This is a genomic window from Pseudomonas sp. MWU12-2020 (assembly GCF_023100605.1).
Classification (GTDB): domain Bacteria; phylum Pseudomonadota; class Gammaproteobacteria; order Pseudomonadales; family Pseudomonadaceae; genus Aquipseudomonas; species Aquipseudomonas fluorescens_H.
Window position 1 is genome coordinate 118213 of the sequence record NZ_JALMEX010000002.1, and the last position, 21448, is coordinate 139660.

Here is a 21448-nt window from a genome sequence, read left to right on the forward strand (position 1 = left end):
AGTTGTCTTTGGTCGTGCTAGTTTAATGTCAATTTTTCGTATACGTGGGCAAAACGCCTGTCAGAACATAGAGTTGGCGCCACGTTTTAAAGCGGTTTGCAAAATGTAAACCCCTTATTTTTCAGCATTTTTTATAGAGGCACGGGATTACATGGAAATCGGTCTGCGCGAGTGGCTGATCGTCATCGGCATCATTGTGATAGCCGGTATTCTTTTCGATGGCTGGCGCCGTATGCGCGGCGGCAAGGGAAAACTGAAATTCCGTCTTGACCGAAGTCTGTCCAACCTGCCGGACGAGGACACCAGCGCTGAGCTGTTGGGCCCGGCCCGCGTGCTGGATACGCATAAAGAACCGCAACTGGACGAACACGATCTGCCTTCGGTGAGCATGCCGGCCCGCGAAGCTCGCGAGCCTCGCGAATCCGGTTCGAAACGTGGCAAGCGCGGCAGCAACGGTCCGGCCCAGGGCGACCTGAACCTCGACCTGGACCTGGACGGCGGCCCGAGCTTCAGCAGCCGTGATGATGACTTCGTCGAAGACATCAAGCCGTCGCCAGCGGTGGTCGACAAGGATCAGCCGCAAGCCGAAGAAGTGCTGGTGATCAGCGTGATCTGCCGCGACGCCGCCGGCTTCAAAGGCCCGGCCCTGCTGCAGAACATTCTTGAAAGCGGTCTGCGTTTTGGCGAGATGGATATTTTCCACCGTCACGAAAGCATGGCCGGCAACGGTGAAGTGCTGTTCTCCATGGCCAATGCGGTCAAGCCGGGCATCTTCGATCTGGACGACATCGACCATTTCAGCACCCCGGCGGTGAGCTTCTTCCTCGGCCTGCCAGGCCCGCGTCATCCGAAGCAGGCTTTCGACGTGATGGTCGCGGCAGCGCGCAAGCTGTCGCAGGAACTGAACGGCGAGCTGAAAGATGACCAGCGCAGCGTACTGACCGCGCAGACCATCGAGCACTACCGTCAGCGCATCGTCGAATTCGAACGCCGCGCTCTGACCCAGAAGCGCTAAGGCCAGAGCGCAGTTGTGGCGAGGGAGCTTGCTCCCGCTCGGTGGCGAAGCCGCCGTAAATCCTGCAACCTGGTTGTGCCTGATGCAACACGGTGGATGGAATTGGGGCTGCTTCGCAGCCCAGCGGGAGCAAGCTCCCTCGCCACAATGTCCATAGCCTTGAGCTATTGTGATTTAGAAGATTGAGCAGCCTCGGCTGCTCTTTTGCTTTATGAGAGAACACCCATGACCGCCGCCAAAAACCGCATCCTAGAGCTGCGCGCTGAACTTGATCAGCACAACTACCGGTACCACGTCCTCGACGAGCCGAGCATTCCGGACGCCGAGTACGATCGGTTGTTCCACGAGCTCAAGGCACTGGAAGCGGCCAATCCGGAATTGATCACCAGCGACTCGCCAACCCAACGGGTCGGCAGCGTGGCACTGACCGCGTTCACACAGGTACGCCACGAAGTGCCGATGCTCAGCCTCGGCAACGCCTTCGAAGAAACCGACATGCGCGAGTTCGACCGCCGGGTGACCGAGGGTCTGGATCTGCCGGCCGGTGATCTGTTCGGTGGCGGCGCCGCGGTGGAATACAGTTGCGAGCCGAAACTCGATGGCCTGGCGGTCAGCCTGCTGTATCAGGACGGCGTGCTGGTGCGTGGCGCCACCCGCGGCGATGGCACCACCGGTGAAGACATCAGCGTCAACGTGCGCACCGTGCGCAACATCCCGTTGAAGTTGCATGGCGAGGGCTGGCCGGCGACCCTGGAAGTGCGCGGTGAAGTGTTCATGTCCAAGGCCGGTTTCGAGCGCCTCAACGCCTCGCAACTGGAAGTCGGCGGCAAGACCTTCGCCAACCCGCGCAACGCCGCTGCCGGCAGCCTGCGTCAGCTGGATTCGAAGATCACCGCCAACCGCCCGCTGGAGTTCTGCTGCTACGGCATCGGTCAGGTCTCCCACGATATTTCCGACACCCACATCGGCAACCTCAAGCAATTGCAGAAGTGGGGCATGCCGATCAGCCACGAGCTGAAACTGGCCAAAGGCATCGACGAGTGCCTGGATTACTACCGCGACATCGGCGAACGGCGTAACGCGCTGGCCTACGAAATCGACGGCGTGGTGTTCAAGGTCAACAGCATCGCCGATCAGCGTGAGCTGGGCTTCCGTGCCCGCGAACCGCGCTGGGCGATCGCGCACAAATTCCCGGCCATGGAAGAACTCACCGAACTTCTCGACGTGGAATTCCAGGTCGGCCGTACCGGCGCCGTCACTCCGGTGGCACGGCTGAAACCGGTTAAGGTCGCAGGTGTCACCGTGGCCAACGCCACCCTGCACAACATGGACGAAGTGGCGCGCCTGGGCCTGATGATCGGCGACACGGTGATCATCCGCCGCGCCGGTGACGTGATCCCGCAGGTGGTGCAAGTGGTCACCGAACGCCGTCCCGAGAATGCACGTCCTGTAGCGATTCCGGAGAACTGCCCGGTCTGCGGCTCCCATGTCGAGCGCACGCAACTGGTCAAGCGCAGCAAGGGCAAGGAAACCATCAGCGAAGGTGCGGTGTACCGCTGCGTCGGCCGTCTGGCCTGTGGTGCGCAACTGAAGCAGGCGATCATTCACTTTGTCTCGCGCCGGGCGATGGACATCGAAGGCCTCGGCGACAAGAGCGTCGAGCAACTGGTCGACGAAGGTCTGGTCAGTTCGCCGGCCGATCTGTATGCGTTGAAGTTCGACGACATTGTCGATCTGGAAGGCTTCGCCGAAGTCTCCAGCAACAAGCTGCTGGCAGCCATCGAAGACAGCAAGCAACCGGGGCTGGCGCGGTTCATTTATGCGCTGGGCATTCCCGATGTCGGCGAGGAGACGGCCAAGGTTCTGGCGCGCTCGCTGGGGTCGCTGGAGCGCGTGCAGCAGGCGCTACCGCAAGTGCTGACCTACCTGCCGGACATCGGCCTGGAAGTGGCGCACGAGATTCACAGCTTCTTTGAGGATGAGCACAACCAGCAGGTGATCACCGAGTTGTTGGGGCATGGCCTGCAGATTCAGGATCAGGGTGAACTCGGCGCCGAATTTGCCGCCAGCACCACGCTCGGCGGCTTGCTCGACAAACTGCACATCCCTTCGGTTGGCCCGGGCGGTGCACAGAAACTGGCGGACAAATTCGGCTCGCTGCAAGCGGTGATGGATGCCGACTGGCTGGACATGCGCCAGGCGTTGCCGGAGAAGCAGGCCAATTCTGTTCGCGAGTTTTTTGCTGTGCCTGAGCACCGGCAAATCGCCGAGTCTGCCGAAAAACAGCTGCGTGATTTCGGTATGCACTGGCTGAGCGAGAAGAAAGTCGTCGAAGGCCTGCCACTGTCCGGCGAGACCTGGGTGCTGACTGGCAAGGTCGAACTGATGAGCCGTGATGTGGCCAAAGAACACCTGGAAAGCCTCGGCGCCAAAGTCGCCGGCTCGGTATCGGCCAAGACCCACTGCGTGGTGGCGGGGCCGGGGGCTGGCTCGAAGCTGACCAAGGCCAATGAGCTGGGCGTGAAGGTGATGGATGAAGAGGCGTTTATCGCGTTCCTCAAAACCCACGGTATTTCTGCCTGATACTTTTTCGGTCGCCGGTCTGCTTTTGTGGCGAGGGAGCTTGCTCCCGCTCGGCGACGAAGTCGTCGCAAAACCACCATCCTCGGTGTTTCAGGATAAATGAGGTCGCGTGGTTTTGGGGCTGCTTCGCAACCCGGCGGGAGCAAGCTCCCTCGCCACATCGGCAGTGTCACTCAGTAGCTGCGCTGTATTCGGGAACATTGTTGTCTTCAGGATGATCTAGTCTTGGCAAGCCCCAGGGAGAGATCGCCATGTACCGCTTTTTCGAGCAGCTCAGTTCTCGCATCGTCGCGCCGTTCATGGGCGAGTCTTCACGCAACAGCAAAATCTGGCCGTGCCGCTGCGGCCAGTCGCTGTTCTTTCGCAACAGTCAGTGCCTGGCGTGCAGCGCCATGCTGGGCTATCAGCCTGAAGAAAGTCGCCTGACCTCGCTGCAACCGGGGCCGCAGGACGGTCGCTGGACACTCGATGCCGATCCCGGCGCCGGACTGTTTCGCCGCTGCGCCAACCTCGACACGCCCGCCGCGTGCAACTGGCTGCTGCCGGATAACGGCCGCGACAGCCTGTGCATCGCCTGCAGCCTCAATCGCACCATCCCTGATCTCTCGGTGCCGGAAAACCCCGAACGCTGGCGCAAGGTCGAAATCGCCAAGCGCCGGCTGGTGGCGCAACTGATCACCCTCGGCCTGCCGGTCATCCCGAAAACCGTGGACGAAGCGACCGGTCTGGCCTTCGACTTCATCGGCGTCGACCTCGAAGGCAATGCGCCGATGACCGGCCACGCCAACGGCCTGATCACCCTCGACATCAAAGAAGCCGACGACGCTCATCGCGAGCAGGTGAGGGCGGCGATGCATGAACCCTATCGCACGCTGCTCGGGCATTTCCGGCATGAGGTCGGGCATTACTACTGGGACCGCTTGATCGCCAACGGCCCGTGGCTCGAATCGTTCCGCCAGCTATTCGGCGACGAGCGCGCCAGTTACGCCGAAGCACTAGACCGTCATTATCAGCAAGGTGCCCCGCTGGACTGGCCGCAACACTACGTCAGCGCCTACGCGACCATGCACCCGTGGGAAGACTGGGCCGAAACCTGGGCGCATTACCTGCACATGATGGATGCGGTGGATACCGCGCTGGGTTTCGGCATGAGCGCGCGGGAAATGGACTTCGACTACCAGCCGTTCCCGTCCAGCACGCTGTACGACCCGGAGCACCCCGGCGGCGCGGCGTTCCTGTCGTTCGTCAACGCCTGGATCGAACTGGCGGGCATGCTCAACGAGCTGTCACGCAGCATGGGGCAGCCGGATTTCTACCCGTTCGTGCTGCCGGCGGCGGCGATTGCCAAGCTGCACTTCATCCATCTGGTGATCCAGCAGGCGGGCGGCAAGGCGGACGAGGTGTTGCAGGCGCAATAGCAAGTGCTTGAAGCCCTTCATATTTTTTATCTGAAACCAACGGTTGTAACTTCGCTTCAGATAGGTACAATGGCGCGGCTCGCCGACAGGTGAGTGTCGTTATGGTGACCCCATCGGTCCCCCCGCAACGATTACCCGTGAACCTGGTCAGAGCCGGAAGGCAGCAGCCACAGCGGGAACATTGTGTGCCGGGGTGTGGCTGGTGGGGTTACCACCTTAACGAACAACCAACGCTTCAACAGAACTGCATGGGTTTCGCCCACTGCGGTTTTTTTATGCCTGCGATTCGAGCTGTCACGCCAACCCTTGTGGGAGCGAGCCTGCTCGCGAAGGCTGCCCCCCCGATGCCTGTTCAGCCACCAAGGTTGAACAGTGGCATACTCCACCGTCTTGCTGCGCGCGTCGTTGACAAGTTCGCGCCCTGGCTACGAGGTTGTATGCACCCGGAACATCACGATTTATCCACCGCCGTGTACTTGCCTGTGACGGACGAGACCTGCGCGAGCCTGTTGCAGCCCGAGGGTGCGAAAATCCTCGGCGAGTTGACGGATGCGCAATTGGCCGCCGTGCTGGTGATCCAGAATCTGGCCCAGGCCGCCGAAAAGGATCTCACCGCCACGGCGGCGGAGAAGGTGCTGGCGCGGCTGATCGCCTGGGCGGTCGATGGCGGGGCAGGGCTGCTGTCCGAGGCGCAGCGGCTGTTCGATCCGCGCCAGTTGTACTTCGGCCTGAACGCCATCAGGGGATTGAACCTGCGTCTGTTGTTGGCCGAAGAGGTGTCGGCGCAGGATTACCTGCTGCCCGATGGCAAGTGGGATGACGAGTTCAAGACGCGCCACCACGCGGTCAACAATCCGTTCAGCCAGCAGATGATCAGCCCGGCGCACCGCGAGCGCTGGCTCAGCGCTGCGCAAGACAAACTGGTCAGAACCTTCCGCGCCAACCTCGATGAAGACCTGCACGTTCAAGGCTACGCCGGGATCGGCAAGAGCCATCTGGTCGGCGCGTTGACCGAGTGCCTGCGCCCAGAGAAAACCCTGCTGCTGGCACGCACCCCGGAAAAACTCGCGACCCTGTGCCAGCGCATGGGCGTAGGCAGTGAGCGCAAGCCCGGCATCACCTTTGAGGCGTTCGCGCGCGGGCTGATTTACGGGCGCAAGCCGCAGCCGGCAGGCGCCGCCGGGCGAGTCGCGAGCAAGCAGAGCCTGGCGCAGGAGCTGAACATCCTCGGCTTTCGCGAGCATGACGCGCAAAGGACTCTCAACGTCTGTCTGGAAACCCTCGAACGCTATTGCCACTCCCGGGATTACAGCCTGTCGGCGCATCATCTGCCGTATTTCAAACTGTCCTTGTCCAGCCTTGAGTCCAAGGTGCTGCTGGAATATTCAAGCCGCGTGTGGACTTACCTCGAGGCCAACCCGGCGTGGGGCCGGCAGAGCGGCTTCGAAGCCTTGTTGCTGATCAAGCGGGCAAGCCTTGCCGGCTGCGTGGTGCCGCCGCGCTACACCCACGTGCTGATCGACGAGAGCCAGGACATTCCCGCCTCGCTGCTGCAGATTATCGAGCGCGGCCGGCAGGTGCTGATCACGCTGGGGGATGAGTATCAGCATGCCGAGCGCGATCTGGTGAAAAGAAAGCGTGAAGTGCGCCAGAGCGATATCACCTATTCGGTGCGCTCGGGGCGCAATGTCGAGCGTCTGGTCAATCCGCTGATTTCCCGGCACTCGGAAAAGAGCAAGGTGCCTTTCGAGGGCGCACGTGAGGCGGACGTCGGCATCGAGTTTTACCCACAGGGCTTTGTCCCGCCCGAAGGTTGTGTGGTGCTGACGGCATCCCCGTGGGACACCATGAAGTGGGCCATGCAACTGCACGATGCCAATTGCCTGTTCAGCTTCGCCGACATGCAGGCGCAGCGCGACCTTGAGCATTTCATGACCAGCGCCATCGAGTTGTTCAAGGTGGATTACTACAGTTCCACGCACAGCGAGAAGGGCCCGCATCGCTATTTCAGCGACTTGCCGAAGTGGCAACAGGTACGCGATGCCAATCAGTTCGACGAGGCGTTTCTGTGGGTCGAGGCCGAGCTGGAGAAAGGTTTCAAGGTCGCTGACCTGACCCGGCTCAACCGGATGATCGGCGGCCGCGGCAAGAGCTGTTTGCTGATGCAGGCGCAGGAGGCGGGCGGCATGGAGTTCGACCGCGTGCTGCTGACGCCTGAGCTGCTGACCAATGTGCAGTTCAAGGACGCCTACGCGTTCGACCAGCGGATCTGCGCCGTGTACATCGCCATCTCCCGCGCCCGGCAGCAGCTTTACCTGCCGTACGATGTGGTCGAGTGGATCGAGTTTCACGACTACCAGAAATTCCGCGAGTCGCACGGTTACTGAATAATTCTCCGTCGGAAATGTCCTCCTGTGGGAGCGGGCTTGCTCGCGAAGGCGTTGTACCAGTTAACGAATCAGGCGACTGACACAACGCCTTCGCGAGCAAGCCCGCTCCCACAATGGGTTATGGGGTGGTTTCCGAGGACCCGGTATACAACCGGATAATGTCATCAATCTCCCCCGACATTTTCATCCGCAACAACGTGCGCAAGATTCGCTGCACCGGCACCTGCGGGTCATTCCTCACATAGCAGCCGACCTGCTGCTCCTGCAGCACCGCCACCCCGTGCAGTTGCTGCGCGGGCAGCAGGCGCTGGTTGAACCAGTCCAGCGTCCATTGATTGCTCACCGCATAGCGGTAGCGCCCGGCCAGGAGTTTTTCCAGCACTTGTTCCTGATTGCGCGCGTCATCGCGTTGCAGGCGATCGGCGTCGAACAGCGGTTGCAGGGTCGGGTAGGTGTAGCCGAGCACGGTGCCGATCGATTGGCGTGCAAGGTTCGCCGGATCGACGCGTGGTGGTTGATCCTGGCGGCCGATTAGCAAATCGCGCTGGAACAGCAGCGGAATGCTCCAGATGTAATCGCCGGACTGATTCGGCAGCCACGATTGTGCGGCATAGCAGCGCACATCGACTTCACCGCGTTCCATGGCACTTTGTACTCGGGTGCGCGGCAGGACGTGGAATTCGGCGGGCACGCCGACCTGCGTCGCGAGGCTGAGCATGATGTCGTGGAGGATGCCCTGGGTCGGGCGGCCGTGGTCGATCTGCACCATCGGCATCGCCCAGCTGTCGGCCACGACAAAGCGCAGCGGCGGTTCGGACGCGCTCACGCTCAGACTGATCCCCAATAACGCTCCCAAGGCCCAACGCATAAATGCTCCGATGAGTCCCGATCCCGAGCCGATATTTCCCCGCCAACAGCAGCTTAGCCAGATTAGACGAGCACACCGGATGCAATTTTGCCCTTGCTCCGCTAGCATTAGCCGCTTCAGCTTCCTTCGTTGCGACGGTTTTCGATGAGTTATCAGGTTCTTGCACGTAAATGGCGTCCGCGCTCGTTCCGCGAAATGGTCGGCCAGACCCATGTGCTCAAGGCTCTGATCAATGCCTTGGACAGCCAGCGGCTGCACCACGCGTACCTGTTCACCGGTACCCGCGGGGTCGGTAAGACCACCATTGCGCGGATCATTGCCAAATGCCTGAACTGTGAAACAGGTATCACCTCCAGCCCCTGCGGCGAGTGTTCGGTGTGCCGCGAGATCGATGAAGGGCGTTTCGTCGACCTGATCGAGATCGACGCCGCGAGCCGGACCAAGGTCGAGGACACCCGCGAGCTGCTCGACAACGTGCAGTACGCGCCGAGCCGCGGGCGCTTCAAGGTCTACCTGATCGACGAAGTGCACATGCTGTCCAGCCATTCCTTCAATGCGCTGTTGAAGACCCTTGAAGAGCCGCCGCCGTACGTCAAGTTCATCCTGGCGACCACTGATCCGCAGAAACTTCCGGCAACGATTTTGTCGCGCTGCCTGCAGTTCTCCCTGAAGAACATGACGCCTGAGCGCGTGGTCGAGCATTTGACCCACGTGCTCGGCGCCGAAAACGTGCCGTTCGAAGACGACGCCCTGTGGCTGCTGGGCCGCGCCGCTGACGGCTCGATGCGTGACGCCATGAGCCTGACCGACCAGGCCATCGCCTTCGGTGAAGGCAAGGTGCTGGCCGCCGACGTGCGGGCGATGCTCGGCACGCTGGATCACGGCCAGGTCTTCGACGTGCTGCACGCGCTGATCGAAGGCGACGCCAAGGCGTTGCTCGAAGCCGTGCGTCACTTGGCCGAACAGGGGCCGGACTGGAACGGCGTGCTCTCGGAAATTCTCAATGTGCTGCACCGTGTCGCCATCGCCCAGGCATTGCCTGAAGGTGTCGACAACGGCCATGGCGACCGTGACCGCGTGTTGGCGCTGGCGCAGGCGCTACCGGCCGAAGATGTGCAGTTCTATTACCAGATGGGCCTGATCGGTCGCCGCGACTTGCCGCTGGCGCCGGACCCGCGTGGTGGGTTCGAGATGGTCCTGCTGCGGATGCTGGCCTTCCGGCCCGCGGACACGGCGGACGCCCCGAGGCAACCGCTAAAGCCAGTGGGGATCAGCCAGGCCACAGTTGATTCCGCAAATTCAGTGGCTGCCGCGCCCAAGCCTGCGCCGGTAGTCGCTGCGGCTGTTGCGCCTGCACCGGTTGTTGCGCCAGCGCCAGCCCCGGCTCCTGAGCCAGCGCCAGCCCCGGCTCCTGAGCCAGCGCCTGTGGTGTCCGCTGCGCCGGTACCTGCGCCAGAACCAGAGCCTGAGCCAGTCGTCGCCGAAGCGGTAGTCGACCTGCCGTGGAACGATCCGGTCGAACCCGAGCCAACGCCCGAGCCGGTGCAACAACCAGCCGTCGAACCGGTGCTGGAAACCGCCGCCGAGCAGCCCGAGTTGCCGCCGATGCCGCTGCCGACCCCGGACAGCGTGGTGCCGGATGCACCCGAGTGGGCCGCGGCGCCGATTCCCGAGCCGTCGGTCGCCGACGTCGATGCCGCCACGCCGGGCATGGACCTCGACGACGAGCCGCCGCTGGACGAAGACTACATCGAGCCGGACATGGATTCGGCCTACAGCTACCTCGACGACCTGGCCAGCGAACACACCGCCGAGCCGGCCCCGGAACCCGAGCCGGAGCCTGCCGCCGCGCCGGCCACCGGTCTGGCGTTGCAATGGCTGGAGCTGTTCCCGCAACTGCCGATTTCCGGCATGACCGGCAGCATCGCCGCCAACTGCACGCTGATCGCGGTCGATGGCGACCATTGGCTGATGCACCTGGACCCGGCGCACAGCGCGCTGTTCAACGCCACGCAACAGCGGCGCCTGAACGATGCGTTGAACCAGTTCCACGGTCGCACGCTGACCCTGACCATCGAGCTGATCAAGCCCGAGCAGGAAACCCCGGCGCAGGCAGCGTCCCGTCGCCGGGCCAACCGTCAGCGCGAGGCGGAGGAATCGATCCACGGTGATCCGTTCATCCAGCAGATGGTCCAGCAGTTCGGTGCGGTCGTGCGACACGATACTATTGAACCTGTCGATGCCTTGGTCGCCCAAGGCTAATAACTGAGGGCGTTCGGCGTTAAGCGCCGGGCGCTGTTTTGATCCAAGTACTTTTGAGGTGATTCCCATGATGAAAGGTGGCATGGCCGGCCTGATGAAGCAGGCACAGCAGATGCAGGAAAAAATGGCCAAGATGCAGGAAGAACTGGCCAACGCCGAAGTCACCGGCAAGGCCGGTGGCGATATGGTCACCGTGGTGATGACCGGTCGTCACGACGTGAAAAGCGTCAGCATTGACCCAAGCCTGGTTGAAGGTCTGAGCGAAGATGACAAGGAAATGCTCGAAGCCGTGGTTGCCGCCGCCGTCAACGACGCCGTGCGCAAGATCGAAGCCAACAGCCAGGAAAAAATGGGCAGCATGACCGCCGGCATGAACCTGCCAGCGGGTATGAAACTGCCATTCTGATTCGCCTTTGCGGGTTGGATGAGCTACACAAAATGCCAGGCATTGCGCTTGGCATTTTTGTTTCTGCCTGATTGTCATGTGCTGGCAGGGCTGACGCCTTCGCGAGCAAGCCCGCTCCCACATGTTGAAATGCATTCCCCTGTGGGAGCGGGCTTGCTCGCGAAGGCGTCGACTCGGACCAACTGAAGAAACATCGAACCCACCACCGCCGCCAAAGGTCTGCTCCCTATACCCACGAATTCCCAATCACAGGAGACGCTGACATGTCCGACCCTCTGACCCTCAATCAACGCTTCGTCCTCGCCTCGCGCCCGGTTGGCGCGCCGACCCCGGAAAACTTCCGTCTGGAGCGAGAAGCGTTGCCGGACCTCGAAGACGGGCAGGTGCTGCTCAAGACCCTGTACCTGTCGCTGGACCCGTACATGCGCGGACGCATGAGCGACGCGCCGTCCTACGCCGCGCCGGTACAAATCGGCGAAGTGATGACCGGTGGCGCTGTCAGCCGTGTCGAGGATTCGCGTCATCCAAAATTCCACCCGGGCGATCTGGTGGTCGGCCTGACCGGCTGGCAGAGCCACAGCATCAGCGACGGGCGCAACATCATGCCGATCCCGTCCGGTCTGCCGAGCCCTTCGATGGCCCTCGGTGTGCTGGGCATGCCGGGGATGACCGCGTACATGGGGCTGATCGACATCGGTCAGCCGAAAGAAGGCGAAACCCTGGTGGTCGCTGCCGCGTCCGGTGCCGTCGGTTCGGTGGTCGGTCAGGTCGCGAAGATCAAGGGCTTGCGCGCTGTCGGCGTGGCCGGTGGCGCCGACAAATGCAAATACGTGGTCGAGGAGTTGGGTTTTGATGCCTGCATCGATCACAAGGCGCCGGACTTTGCCGAACAACTGGCCAAGGCTTGCCCGAAAGGCATCGACATCTATTACGAGAACGTCGGCGGGCATGTGTTCGATGCCGTGGTGCCGCTGCTCAACCCCAAGGCGCGGATCCCGCTGTGCGGGCTGATCGCCGGCTACAACGCCTCCGAAGCGCCGAAAGGCCCGGATCGTCTGCCGATGCTGCAACGCACGCTGCTGACCAAGCGGGTGCGAATTCAGGGCTTCATCGTCTTTGATGACTACGGCGACCGTCAGCCGGAATTCATCAGCCACATGGTGCCGTGGGTGCGCGACGGCAAGGTGAAATTCCGTGAGGACGTGGTCGAGGGCCTGGAGCAGGCGCCCGAGGCGTTTATCGGTCTGCTGGAAGGGCGCAACTTCGGCAAACTGGTGGTGAAGGTTGCCCAGGACTGAGCATTTGACGCTGGCCGGAGGCGCGGGTATAAACCGCGTCTCGTTGTTTTGTCGGACTTTTTACCCATGAGCTTCAGCCCTTTGATTCGCCAACTGATCGACGCCCTGCGCACTTTGCCGGGCGTGGGTCAGAAAACCGCCCAGCGCATGGCGTTGCAGTTGCTCGAACGTGATCGCAGCGGCGGCACGCGCCTGGCCCAGGCCCTGAGCCAGGCCATGGAAGGGGTGGGTCACTGCCGTCAGTGCCGCACGCTGACCGAAGACGATCTGTGCCCGCAATGCGCCGACACACGCCGCGACGATACGCTGTTGTGCGTGGTGGAAGGACCGATGGACGTGTATGCGGTGGAGCAGACCGGTTTCCGTGGTCGCTACTTCGTGCTCAAGGGCCACCTGTCGCCGCTCGACGGCCTGGGCCCGGAAGCCATCGGTATTCCGCAATTGATGGCGCGTATTGAAGAGGCGGGCACGTTTACCGAAGTCATCCTCGCCACCAACCCGACGGTGGAAGGTGAGGCGACCGCGCATTACATCGCCCAACTGCTCAGCAACAAAGGCCTGATCGCCTCGCGGATTGCCCACGGCGTACCGCTGGGCGGGGAGCTGGAGTTGGTGGATGGCGGAACGCTGGCGCATTCGTTTGCCGGGCGTAAGCCGATTTCCCTCTGAGTTACAGAGTGTCTGAACAGACGCCTTCGCGAGCAAGCCCGCTCCCACATTGGCTTTGTGTCATTCACAAATCCCCTGTGGGAGCGGGCTTGCTCGCGAATGGCGCACCTCGGTCTGACTGATTCACACAAACCTATTGAAAACCAAGCAAGCGCTCGGTTAAGTTCGGTAAACCCTTCAGTGGAGTTCGCCGATGCCTGCCTTCCAGGAATACTTCGACCCCAGCCACCAAATGGTCCGCGACAGCGTCAGACGTTTCGTCGAGCGCGAGATCCTGCCGGACATCGATGCGTGGGAAGAAGCCGAAAGCTTTCCCCGGGAGCTGTACCTGAAGGCTGGGGCGGCGGGGATTCTTGGCATCGGTTATCCCGAAGCGCTGGGTGGCAGCCACGAAGGTGATGTGTTCGCCAAGGTTGCCGCCAGCGAGGAGCTGATGCGCTGCGGCTCCGGTGGTTTGGTCGCCGGCCTCGGTTCGCTGGATATCGGCCTGCCACCGATCGTCAAATGGGCCCGGCCCGAGGTGCGCGACCGTGTCGTGCCGTCAGTGCTCAGCGGCGAGAAAATCAGCGCACTGGCGATTACCGAACCCGGCGGCGGTTCCGACGTCGCCAACCTGCAAACCCGCGCCGTGCGCGACGGCAACGTCTACCGGGTGAGTGGCAGCAAGACCTTCATCACCAGTGGCGTACGCGCCGATTTCTACACCGTCGCAGTGCGCACCGGAGCGCCGGGTTTCGGCGGCATCAGCCTGCTGTTGATCGAGAAGGGCACCCCTGGCTTCAGCGTAGGCCGCCAGCTGAAGAAAATGGGCTGGTGGGCCTCGGACACCGCTGAACTGTTCTTCGACGATTGCAGGGTGCCTGTGGGCAATCTGATTGGCGCGGAGAACATGGGCTTCGCCTGCATCATGGGCAATTTCCAGAGCGAACGGCTGGCGCTGGCGCTGATGGCCAACATGACTTCGCAGTTGGCATTGGAACAGGCGCTGAAATGGGCGCGCGAGCGTGAGGCGTTCGGCAAACCGATCGGCAAGTTCCAGGTGATCAAGCATCGGCTGGCCGAAATGGCCACGGCACTGGAAGTATCGCGCGAGTTCACCTACCGGCAGGCGGCGAAAATGGCGGCGGGGCAGAGCGTGATCAAGGAGATTTCCATGGCGAAGAACGTTGCCACGGACACCTCCGACCGGATCACTAGCGAAGCGGTGCAGATTCTTGGCGGTCTGGGTTACATGCGCGAAAGTCTGGTGGAGCGGCTGTATAGGGATAACCGCATTCTGTCGATCGGCGGCGGGACGCGGGAGGTGATGAACGAGATCATCAGCAAGCAGATGGGGCTATAGGTTTTGCGGTGAGGCTGCAGGCCCCTTCGCGAGCAAGCCCGCTCCCACAGGAGAATGCATTCAACTGTGGGAGCGAGCTTGCTCGCGAAGGCGGCCTGAAGGGCGCTACTTATTTATCGGTCAAGGCAAACTGCGTCAGACAGAACGTCGGAATCCCCATGTCTTCCAGACGCTGCGACCCACCCAGCTCCGGCAGATCAATGATCGCCGCCGCTTCATGCACCCGTGCACCCATGCGGCGGATCAGGTTGGCGGCTGCGATCAGCGTGCCACCGGTGGCAATCAGGTCATCGAACATCACCACCGAGTCGCCTTCGCACAGGCTGTCGGCGTGCACTTCGAGGAACGCTTCGCCGTATTCGGTCGCATAACCCTCGGCCAATACGTCCGCCGGCAGTTTGCCCTGCTTGCGGAACAGCACCAGCGGCTTGTTCAACTGATAGGCCAGCACCGAACCGATCAGGAAACCGCGCGCATCCATCGCGCCGATGTGGGTGAAGTCGGCTTCCACATAACGGTGGGCGAAGCTGTCCATCACCAGGCGCAGGGCCTTGGGCGACTGGAACAGTGGGGTGATGTCGCGAAAGATCACGCCCGGTTTCGGGAAGTCGATCACGGGGCGGATCAGGGATTTGATGTCGAAGGAGTCGAAGACCATCGTCGAGGTGTCCTGGCAGGGCTGCAAACGGCGCAGTATACCCGCGGCTGAAACGCTTCGCTCAACCGCGGATCGAGATCAGCCTTCGAGCGAGCCGCCGGCCAGGGCGCAGAGCTGGATCGGGTCGAGGATGTGGATCTCTTTGCCCTCGGCGGCGATCAGTTCGTTCTGCTGGAAGCGGGTAAACACCCGCGACACGGTTTCCACCGCGAGGCCCAGATAGTTGCCGATTTCGTTGCGCGACATGCTCAGGCGGAACTGGTTGGCCGAGAACCCGCGAGCGCGGAAACGTGCCGACAGGTTGACCAGGAACGTGGCGATGCGCTCGTCGGCGGTTTTCTTCGACAGCAGCAGCATCATTTGCTGGTCGTCGCGGATCTCGCGGCTCATCACCCGCATCAACTGACGGCGCAGCTGCGGCAGTTGCAGGGCCAGTTCGTCGAGGCGTTCGAAGGGGATTTCACAGACCGAGGTGGTTTCCAGGGCCTGGGCCGACACCGGGTGTTTCTCGGTGTCCATGCCGGACAGGCCGACCAGTTCGCTCGGCAGGTGGAAACCGGTGAGCTGTTCTTCGCCGCTGTCGCTCAGGCTGAAGGTCTTCAGGGCGCCGGAGCGTACTGCATAAACGGAATCGAAAGTGTCGCCCTGGCGGAACAGGAACTCGCCCTTTTTCAGCGGGCGGCCACGTTTAACGATTTCGTCCAGCGCATCCATGTCTTCCAGATTCAGAGAAAGTGGCAGGCAGAGAGGAGCCAGGCTGCAATCCTTGCAATGGGCCTGGTTGTGAGCGCGCAGTTTAACTGGCTCGGACATTTCTTAAATCCTTGTGGGAAAACACACATAAGCCGTAAGGGTAACCCACGGGAGGACATTCAGGCCAGTCTGCGGCGAGTTTGTCCCACGGGCGTAAAGCCGCAGGGCAAGTGGCCGATAAAGGGGTATCACCACGCATGCAAGGAATCGCTTCGATGGCTGCCATTGACACGCTGAACCCCGGTAACAACGGCGTTGCGTCTGTACCGAGCACCGCCAGGACGGTGTCCGGCGACGAGCAGGATGCCGTCTCGGCGTCGCTGGCAACCCCGACCTTGGTCGAGGGTGTCAAAGTGTCGCTGTCCCATGCCTCGATCGAAAAAGCCTTCAGCGCCGGTGGCGAGAACAGCGACATCGAAGACAGTGGCCTGCCGGAAAACGTCCAGCAATTGCTGAAGATGATCCGCAAATTGCAAAAGGAAATCGCCGAGAAGAAAGCCCGGATGGCGGCGGTCATGGCTGACAAGAGGCTGACCAACGAAGCCAAGGTCAACATGCTCGCCGCGCTGCGCGGTGCCATCGCCGCGCTGAATACCGGGCTGATCAGCGCCAATCTGGCCCTGTCCAAAGTCATGGACCAGTCCGGCCTCACCTCCGAGCAGAACCTCAAGCTCGGCTCACTGCTGACGAAAAACTAGATCACCCGCGAAAAGCGCTGCCGGTTCTGCTGTTCCAGATACGCGTCGAATACCATGCACACCGAGCGCACCAGCAGGCGTCCGGCCGGCAGCACCTCGATCCGCTCGCGTTCCAGGTTGATCAGCCCATCGTTGGCCATGCCTTGCAGTTGCGGCCACAGCGCGCCGAAGTAACCCTGAAAATCGATGTTGAACGCCTGCTCGATTTCGGCGAATTCCAGGCTGAAATTGCAGATCAATTGCTGGATCACCGCGCGGCGCAGGCGATCGTCGGCATTGCACACCAGGCCCCGGCTGGTCGCCAGTTGCGCGGCGGCGAGGGTGTTCTGGTACTGATTCAGATCGCTATTGTTCTGGCAGTAGAGATCGCCGATCTGGCTGATCGCCGACACCCCCAGACCAATCAGATCGCAATGGCCGTGGGTGGTGTAGCCCTGGAAGTTGCGCTGCAGGGTCTGTTCTTCCTGAGCGATTGCCAGCTCATCGTCGGGCAGCGCGAAGTGGTCCATGCCGATGTAGCGGTAGCCGGCGGCGGTCAGTTGTTCGATGGTGCGCTGGAGCATTTCCAGTTTTTGCGCAGGGCTTGGCAGTTCGTGGCTGTTGATCCGCCGCTGTGGCATGAAGCGCTCCGGCAAGTGCGCGTAGTTGAACACCGAGAGCCGGTCCGGTTGCAGGCTGATGACTTCCTCGACAGTGCGCGCGAAGTTTTCCGGGTTCTGCTTCGGCAAACCGTAGATCAGGTCGATGTTGATCGAGCGAAATTGCAGGGTGCGCGCCGCGTCGATGACTGCGCGGGTCTCCTCAAGGCTTTGCAGGCGATTGACCGCGCGTTGCACCGCCGGATCGAGGTCTTGCAGGCCGATGCTGACCCGATTGAAGCCGAGTTCGCGCAGCAGGCCCATGGTCGACCAGTCGGCCTCGCGTGGGTCGATCTCGATGCCGTAATCGCCGGAATCGTCCTCCAGCAGATTGAAGTGTTTGCGCAGGTGCGCCATCAACTGGCGCAGTTCGTCATGGCTGAGAAAGGTCGGGGTGCCGCCGCCGAAGTGCAATTGCTCGACTTTCTGCGCCGGCTCCAGGTGGCAGGCGATCAACTGGATTTCCTGCTCCAGCCGCTGCAGATACGGCTGTGCGCGCCCGCGATCCTTGGTGATGACTTTGTTGCAGGCGCAGTAGTAGCAAATGTTCGCGCAGAACGGCACGTGCACATAAAGAGACAACGGGCGCAGCGCCTTGCGGCTGTCGCGCAGGGCATGGAACAGGTCGAAGGTGCCGACCTGGCTGTTGAATTGCACGGCCGTCGGATACGAGGTGTAGCGCGGCCCCGCCAGGTCGTAGCGGCGGATCAGATCAGTGTCCCAACGAATGGCGTCGAGCATGCGGGCATTCCCCCGGATAGGCTGGCAGTGTGGCGAGTCTATCGGGGTGCGGCGACGGGGCTCTTGATTTGCATCAACGGCGTATTGGTAATGACTGCTTTTGTGGCGAGGGAGCTTGCTCCCGCTGGACTGCGCAGCAGGCCCCTGGTTTTGCTGTCAAATCGGGAGGGGCGCTTCGCACCCCAGCGGGAGCAAGCTCCCTCGCCACAGTTTTAGTGACCCATCAACCAATGTTGGTGAGGGCCAGGAAGCGTCCAGATCCCGAACAGAATCACCAGCAAGCCCCCGGCCATGCGCACGCTGCGTTTTCGCAGCAACGCCGTCACCCGCTCGGCCGCCAGTCCTGTGGCGAGCAGCACCGGCCACGTCCCCAGCCCGAACGCCAGCATCAACAGCGCACTGTCCAGCGCATTGCCCTGGCTCGCCGACCACAGCAGCGTGCTGTAAACCAGTCCGCACGGCAGCCAGCCCCATAGTGCGCCGAGCAGCAACGCGCGGGGCAAACTCGACACCGGCAGCAGCCGATTGGCCACCGGCTGAATGTAACGCCACAAACCGCGACCCAGGCTTTCGATGCGGGTCAGGCCGCTCCACCAACCGGCCAGATACAGGCCCATCGCAATCAGCAGCAACCCGGCGAGGATGCGCATGAACATTGCCGCCGGGCTGTTCGCCACCGCCCAGCCAGCCAGGCCGATCAGCAATCCAGCGGTCGCGTAACTGAGGATCCGTCCGAGGTTGTACGCCACCAGCAAACGAAAGCGTCGGCTGCGCTGTTCCTTGGGAATCGCCAGGGTCAGCGCGCCCATCAGGCCGCCGCACATGCCCAGGCAATGCCCGCCACCGAGCAAACCGAGGATCAGCGCCGAGACCAGCAGGGGCGCCAGCTCAAGCATGGGGTGGCGCCTTGTCCTGCGGTTTGTCGGATTTGGCTTCGTCCACGGCGGCGGTGTGGTTCGGGTCCTGATCGTCGAACAGGATGCTGTGGGCCGGGCCGTCGAGGTCGTCGTACTGCCCGCTGTCCACCGCCCAGAAGAAGATGTACACGGCGATGGCCACGATCAGCAGGGCGGCCGGGATCATCACGTAAAGAGCTGGCATCGGTACTCCAGGGCCGTGCGGCTCAGGCCGGCAACGGGCGGGTTTCTGAACGGGTGCCGGCAACCGGCGCGCTCGGCAGGCGAGTCAGGCGCAGGGCGTTGAGCACCACGGTCAACGAACTGATCGACATGCCGACAGCGGCCCACACCGGAGTGATCCAGCCGAGGGCGGCGAACGGCAACATGAGGCCATTGTACAGCGCCGCCCACAGCAGGTTCTCGATGATTACCCGACGGGTTCTGCGCGCTAGCGTGAAGGCTTGCACCAGCGCGTCGAGACGGTTGGACAGCAGCACCGCGTCGGCACTGGTTTTCGCCAGATCCGTGGCCGAACCCATGGCCACGCTGATGTCGGCAGCGGCCAGCACCGGTACGTCGTTCACCCCATCGCCGAGCATCAACACCTTGCGTCCTTCTTGATGCAACTGTTGCAGCACCTGCAGTTTGTCGTCCGGGCGCAGACCGCCACGGGCCTCGTCGATGCCCAGTTCCGCGGCGACACTGGCGACCATCGGCGAGCTGTCGCCGGACAGCAGCAGCGTACGCCAGCCTCGGGCCTTGCACGCGGCGAGCAGGGCGGGTGCGTCGTCGCGCAGGCGGTCGTCGAGAACGAACCATGCCAGCGGCCCTTGATCGTCTCCAAGCAGCAGCCATTGGCCCGGTTCATCCGGCATCGCCGGCACAGGTGCGCCGCTGAGGTCGCAGACAAATTCGGCCTGCCCGATGCGCAAGCGCTGTGCGTCGACCAATCCTTCCAGCCCAAGCCCCGGCGTGCTGTGCACTTCCTCGGCGGCCAGTGGCGCACGCCCGAAGGCGCGGGCAATCGGGTGTTCCGAACGGTTTTCCAGAGCGGCGGCCAGGCTCAGGCACTGGTCGCTGTTCAACGTGCCCAGTGGGCGAATCGAACGCAAAACCAGTCGCCCTTCGGTGAGGGTGCCGGTCTTGTCGAAGATCACCGTGTCGATCTGGTTCAGGCCTTCCAGCACGTGGCCGCGCGTCAGCAACAGGCCGAGTTTGTGCAGGGTGCCAGTGGCAGCGGTCAACGCCGTCGGGGTCGCCAGCGATAGCGCGCAAGGGCAGGTCGCGACCAGCATCGCCAGGACGATCCAGAACGCCCGTGACGAGTCCAGCTGCCACCACAACAGGCCGATGGCCGCCGCTGCAATCAGCGACAACAGCAGGAACCATTGCGCGGCACGGTCGGCGATTTCCGCCAGCCGCGGTTTCTCGGCCTGGGCGCGATCAAGCAGGCGGACGATGGCCGACAGGCGTGTGTCCTGACCCAGCGCCAGCACCTCGACGGTCAACGCGCCTTCGACGTTCAGCGTGCCGGCGGTGACCGCATCGCCGAGGGTGCGCGGTTGTGGCAGGTATTCACCGGTCAGCAGCGATTCGTCGATGCTCGACTGGCCGTCGAGGATCTTGCCGTCCGCCGGCAGGATCGAACCCGGTTGCACCAGCACCCGGTCACCCAGGCGCAATTCGCTGAGCAGAATGCGTTCGCTCTGGCCATTGGCGTCGAGGCGCAGGCACGAGGCTGGTAGCAGGTTCACAAGCTGCGCGGTGGCAGCGGCGGTGCGCTCGCGGGCGCGACGCTCCAGATAGCGCCCGGCGAGGAGAAACAGCGCGAACATCCCGACCGCATCGAAGTACAGCTCGCCGACCCCGGTGATCGAGGTCCAGATCCCGGCGATGTAGGCACTGCCGATCGCCAGCGACACCGAGACGTCCATGGTCAGATGTCGGGTGCGCAAATCGCGCATGGCGCCCTTGAAGAACGGCGCGCAGCTGTAGAACACGATCGGCGTGGTGAGGAACAGCGCGACCCAGCGCAGGATCGTGTGCAGTTCGGGACTGAGATCGATGTTGAATTCCGGCCAGGTCGCCATGGTCGCCATCATTGCCTGGAACCACAGCAATCCGGCGACGCCGAGTTGGCGCAGCGCCAGACGGTTTTCGCTGGCCAGTTGTTCGCTGGCGCGGTCGGCCTGATACGGGTGGGCGGCGTAACCGATGTGGCGCAGTTCGGCGAGGATCTGGCTCAGTGGCAATTGCGCATCCGACCATTGCACATGCAGGCGATGGTTCGACAGATTGAGCCGTGCCTCGGCCACGGCCGGCAGGGTGCGCAGGTGTTTCTCGATCAGCCAGCCGCAGGCGGCGCAACTGATGCCTTCCATCAACAGGGTGGTTTCGGCGAGTTCGCCCGCGTGACGGACGAAAGGTTTTTGCACGTCGGCGCGGTCGTACAGCGCCAGTTCATCGGTCAATTGCACCGGCAGTGCTTCAGGGTTGGCCGAGGCTTCGCTGCGATGCTGGTAATAGCTTTCCAGACCACCGGCGACGATGGCTTCGGCCACAGCCTGACAGCCGGGGCAGCAGAACTCGCGGGACTCCCCGAGCACGACGGCGGTGAAGCGGCTGCCCGACGGGACGGGCAGAGCGCAGTGGTAGCAGGGGAGTGGGGTGGTCATTTGTGATGCCGTGCAAATCTATTGTGGCGAGGGAGCTTGCTCCCGCTCGGCTGCGAAGCAGTCGTATGGCAGCAATTCATTCTGCCTGAATGAACCGGGAGGCGGGTTATAGGGGCGCTTCGCACCCCAGCGGGA

The 21448-nt window shown here is 62.5% G+C and carries 17 protein-coding genes and 1 other RNA gene; 11 read left to right on the forward strand and 7 right to left on the reverse strand.

Going from position 1 to position 21448, the window contains the following annotated elements; genetic code table 11:
- The first annotated feature begins 151 nt into the window (after positions 1-151).
- The 5 genes from zipA (at position 152) to M0814_RS04845 (ending at position 7403) form a co-directional block, all read left to right on the forward strand.
- Entirely contained in the window at positions 152-1015 is an 864-nt protein-coding gene (gene zipA / locus M0814_RS04825; RefSeq protein ID WP_103484605.1) for a cell division protein ZipA, read from the forward strand.
- A gap of 225 nt (positions 1016-1240) precedes the next feature.
- Positions 1241-3598: an NAD-dependent DNA ligase LigA gene (ligA, locus tag M0814_RS04830; protein WP_103484604.1), complete on the forward strand. Its 2358-nt coding sequence runs from the start codon at positions 1241-1243 to the stop codon at positions 3596-3598.
- A 251-nt stretch (positions 3599-3849) separates the two neighbouring features.
- Positions 3850-5016 (forward strand): putative zinc-binding metallopeptidase, encoded by a 1167-nt coding sequence (locus M0814_RS04835; protein ID WP_103484603.1) that lies wholly within the window; start codon positions 3850-3852, stop codon positions 5014-5016.
- A 111-nt stretch (positions 5017-5127) separates the two neighbouring features.
- An RNA gene (gene ffs, locus M0814_RS04840) (signal recognition particle sRNA small type) lies at positions 5128-5224 on the forward strand.
- A gap of 229 nt (positions 5225-5453) precedes the next feature.
- A complete protein-coding gene (locus M0814_RS04845) occupies positions 5454-7403 on the forward strand; it encodes a hypothetical protein (RefSeq protein ID WP_103484602.1) in 1950 nt (649 codons plus the stop codon).
- Between the two features lie 121 nt (positions 7404-7524).
- Here the strand turns inward: M0814_RS04845 and M0814_RS04850 are convergent, their stop codons facing one another.
- On the reverse strand, positions 7525-8274 hold the full coding sequence (locus M0814_RS04850; protein WP_103484601.1) for a transporter substrate-binding domain-containing protein: 750 nt from the start codon (positions 8272-8274) through the stop codon (positions 7525-7527).
- Positions 8275-8418: 144 nt separating this feature from the next.
- On the opposite strand from M0814_RS04850, the gene dnaX reads away from it, so the two are divergent.
- From dnaX to M0814_RS04875, 5 genes are all read left to right on the forward strand, one after another.
- Positions 8419-10536 carry a DNA polymerase III subunit gamma/tau gene (gene dnaX, locus M0814_RS04855; protein ID WP_103484600.1) on the forward strand — a complete coding sequence of 706 codons (2118 nt, stop codon included), beginning with the start codon at positions 8419-8421 and terminating at the stop codon, positions 10534-10536.
- Positions 10537-10603: 67 nt separating this feature from the next.
- Positions 10604-10942 carry a YbaB/EbfC family nucleoid-associated protein gene (locus M0814_RS04860; protein WP_003223337.1) on the forward strand — a complete coding sequence of 113 codons (339 nt, stop codon included), beginning with the start codon at positions 10604-10606 and terminating at the stop codon, positions 10940-10942.
- A 263-nt stretch (positions 10943-11205) separates the two neighbouring features.
- Entirely contained in the window at positions 11206-12240 is a 1035-nt protein-coding gene (locus M0814_RS04865) for an NADP-dependent oxidoreductase (protein ID WP_103484599.1), read from the forward strand.
- Positions 12241-12306: 66 nt separating this feature from the next.
- A complete protein-coding gene (gene recR, locus M0814_RS04870) occupies positions 12307-12909 on the forward strand; it encodes a recombination mediator RecR (protein ID WP_003223341.1) in 603 nt (200 codons plus the stop codon).
- Positions 12910-13102: 193 nt separating this feature from the next.
- Positions 13103-14251, forward strand: a complete 1149-nt coding sequence (locus M0814_RS04875; protein WP_103484598.1) for an acyl-CoA dehydrogenase family protein — start codon at positions 13103-13105, stop codon at positions 14249-14251.
- 109 nt (positions 14252-14360) lie between these two features.
- Here the strand turns inward: M0814_RS04875 and M0814_RS04880 are convergent, their stop codons facing one another.
- Together M0814_RS04880 and fnr are read right to left on the reverse strand one after the other, a co-directional pair.
- A complete protein-coding gene (locus M0814_RS04880; protein ID WP_003223345.1) occupies positions 14361-14909 on the reverse strand; it encodes an adenine phosphoribosyltransferase in 549 nt (182 codons plus the stop codon).
- A gap of 78 nt (positions 14910-14987) precedes the next feature.
- Positions 14988-15722 carry a fumarate/nitrate reduction transcriptional regulator Fnr gene (fnr, locus tag M0814_RS04885; RefSeq protein WP_003223347.1) on the reverse strand — a complete coding sequence of 245 codons (735 nt, stop codon included), beginning with the start codon at positions 15720-15722 and terminating at the stop codon, positions 14988-14990.
- Positions 15723-15877: 155 nt separating this feature from the next.
- Between fnr and M0814_RS04890 the strand changes: the two genes are divergently transcribed.
- Positions 15878-16360, forward strand: coding sequence for a hypothetical protein (locus tag M0814_RS04890; RefSeq protein WP_103484597.1), 483 nt, complete (start codon positions 15878-15880; stop codon positions 16358-16360).
- Here M0814_RS04890 and hemN read toward each other — a convergent pair.
- The 4 genes from hemN to M0814_RS04910 form a co-directional block, all read right to left on the reverse strand.
- A complete protein-coding gene (gene hemN, locus M0814_RS04895) occupies positions 16357-17739 on the reverse strand; it encodes an oxygen-independent coproporphyrinogen III oxidase (RefSeq protein WP_103484596.1) in 1383 nt (460 codons plus the stop codon). The two genes, M0814_RS04890 and hemN, sit on opposite strands and share 4 nt — an antisense overlap.
- Before the next feature lie 212 nt (positions 17740-17951).
- On the reverse strand, positions 17952-18635 hold the full coding sequence (locus tag M0814_RS04900; RefSeq protein WP_103485067.1) for a sulfite exporter TauE/SafE family protein: 684 nt from the start codon (positions 18633-18635) through the stop codon (positions 17952-17954).
- Positions 18628-18840 (reverse strand): cbb3-type cytochrome oxidase assembly protein CcoS, encoded by a 213-nt coding sequence (ccoS, locus tag M0814_RS04905; protein WP_025110359.1) that lies wholly within the window; start codon positions 18838-18840, stop codon positions 18628-18630. Before ccoS ends, M0814_RS04900 begins: the two co-directional genes overlap by 8 nt.
- A 22-nt stretch (positions 18841-18862) precedes the next feature.
- Positions 18863-21313, reverse strand: a complete 2451-nt coding sequence (locus tag M0814_RS04910; RefSeq protein ID WP_103485066.1) for a heavy metal translocating P-type ATPase — start codon at positions 21311-21313, stop codon at positions 18863-18865.
- Between the last annotated feature and the right edge of the window lie 135 nt (positions 21314-21448).

Bases quoted from the DNA above. Each gene is read 5' to 3' on its own strand.
- M0814_RS04890 (WP_103484597.1), top strand. From the start codon at position 15,878: ATGGCTGCCATTGACACGCTGAACCCCGGTAACAACGGCGTTGCGTCT.
- M0814_RS04900 (WP_103485067.1), bottom strand. From the start codon at position 18,635: ATGCTTGAGCTGGCGCCCCTGCTGGTCTCGGCGCTGATCCTCGGTTTG.
- M0814_RS04845 (WP_103484602.1), top strand. From the start codon at position 5,454: ATGCACCCGGAACATCACGATTTATCCACCGCCGTGTACTTGCCTGTG.
- ligA (WP_103484604.1), top strand. From the start codon at position 1,241: ATGACCGCCGCCAAAAACCGCATCCTAGAGCTGCGCGCTGAACTTGAT.
- M0814_RS04860 (WP_003223337.1), top strand. From the start codon at position 10,604: ATGATGAAAGGTGGCATGGCCGGCCTGATGAAGCAGGCACAGCAGATG.
- recR (WP_003223341.1), top strand. From the start codon at position 12,307: ATGAGCTTCAGCCCTTTGATTCGCCAACTGATCGACGCCCTGCGCACT.
- M0814_RS04835 (WP_103484603.1), top strand. From the start codon at position 3,850: ATGTACCGCTTTTTCGAGCAGCTCAGTTCTCGCATCGTCGCGCCGTTC.
- fnr (WP_003223347.1), bottom strand. From the start codon at position 15,722: ATGTCCGAGCCAGTTAAACTGCGCGCTCACAACCAGGCCCATTGCAAG.
- M0814_RS04875 (WP_103484598.1), top strand. From the start codon at position 13,103: ATGCCTGCCTTCCAGGAATACTTCGACCCCAGCCACCAAATGGTCCGC.
- M0814_RS04865 (WP_103484599.1), top strand. From the start codon at position 11,206: ATGTCCGACCCTCTGACCCTCAATCAACGCTTCGTCCTCGCCTCGCGC.
- M0814_RS04880 (WP_003223345.1), bottom strand. From the start codon at position 14,909: ATGGTCTTCGACTCCTTCGACATCAAATCCCTGATCCGCCCCGTGATC.
- ccoS (WP_025110359.1), bottom strand. From the start codon at position 18,840: ATGCCAGCTCTTTACGTGATGATCCCGGCCGCCCTGCTGATCGTGGCC.
- M0814_RS04910 (WP_103485066.1), bottom strand. From the start codon at position 21,313: ATGACCACCCCACTCCCCTGCTACCACTGCGCTCTGCCCGTCCCGTCG.
- zipA (WP_103484605.1), top strand. From the start codon at position 152: ATGGAAATCGGTCTGCGCGAGTGGCTGATCGTCATCGGCATCATTGTG.
- M0814_RS04850 (WP_103484601.1), bottom strand. From the start codon at position 8,274: ATGCGTTGGGCCTTGGGAGCGTTATTGGGGATCAGTCTGAGCGTGAGC.
- dnaX (WP_103484600.1), top strand. From the start codon at position 8,419: ATGAGTTATCAGGTTCTTGCACGTAAATGGCGTCCGCGCTCGTTCCGC.
- hemN (WP_103484596.1), bottom strand. From the start codon at position 17,739: ATGCTCGACGCCATTCGTTGGGACACTGATCTGATCCGCCGCTACGAC.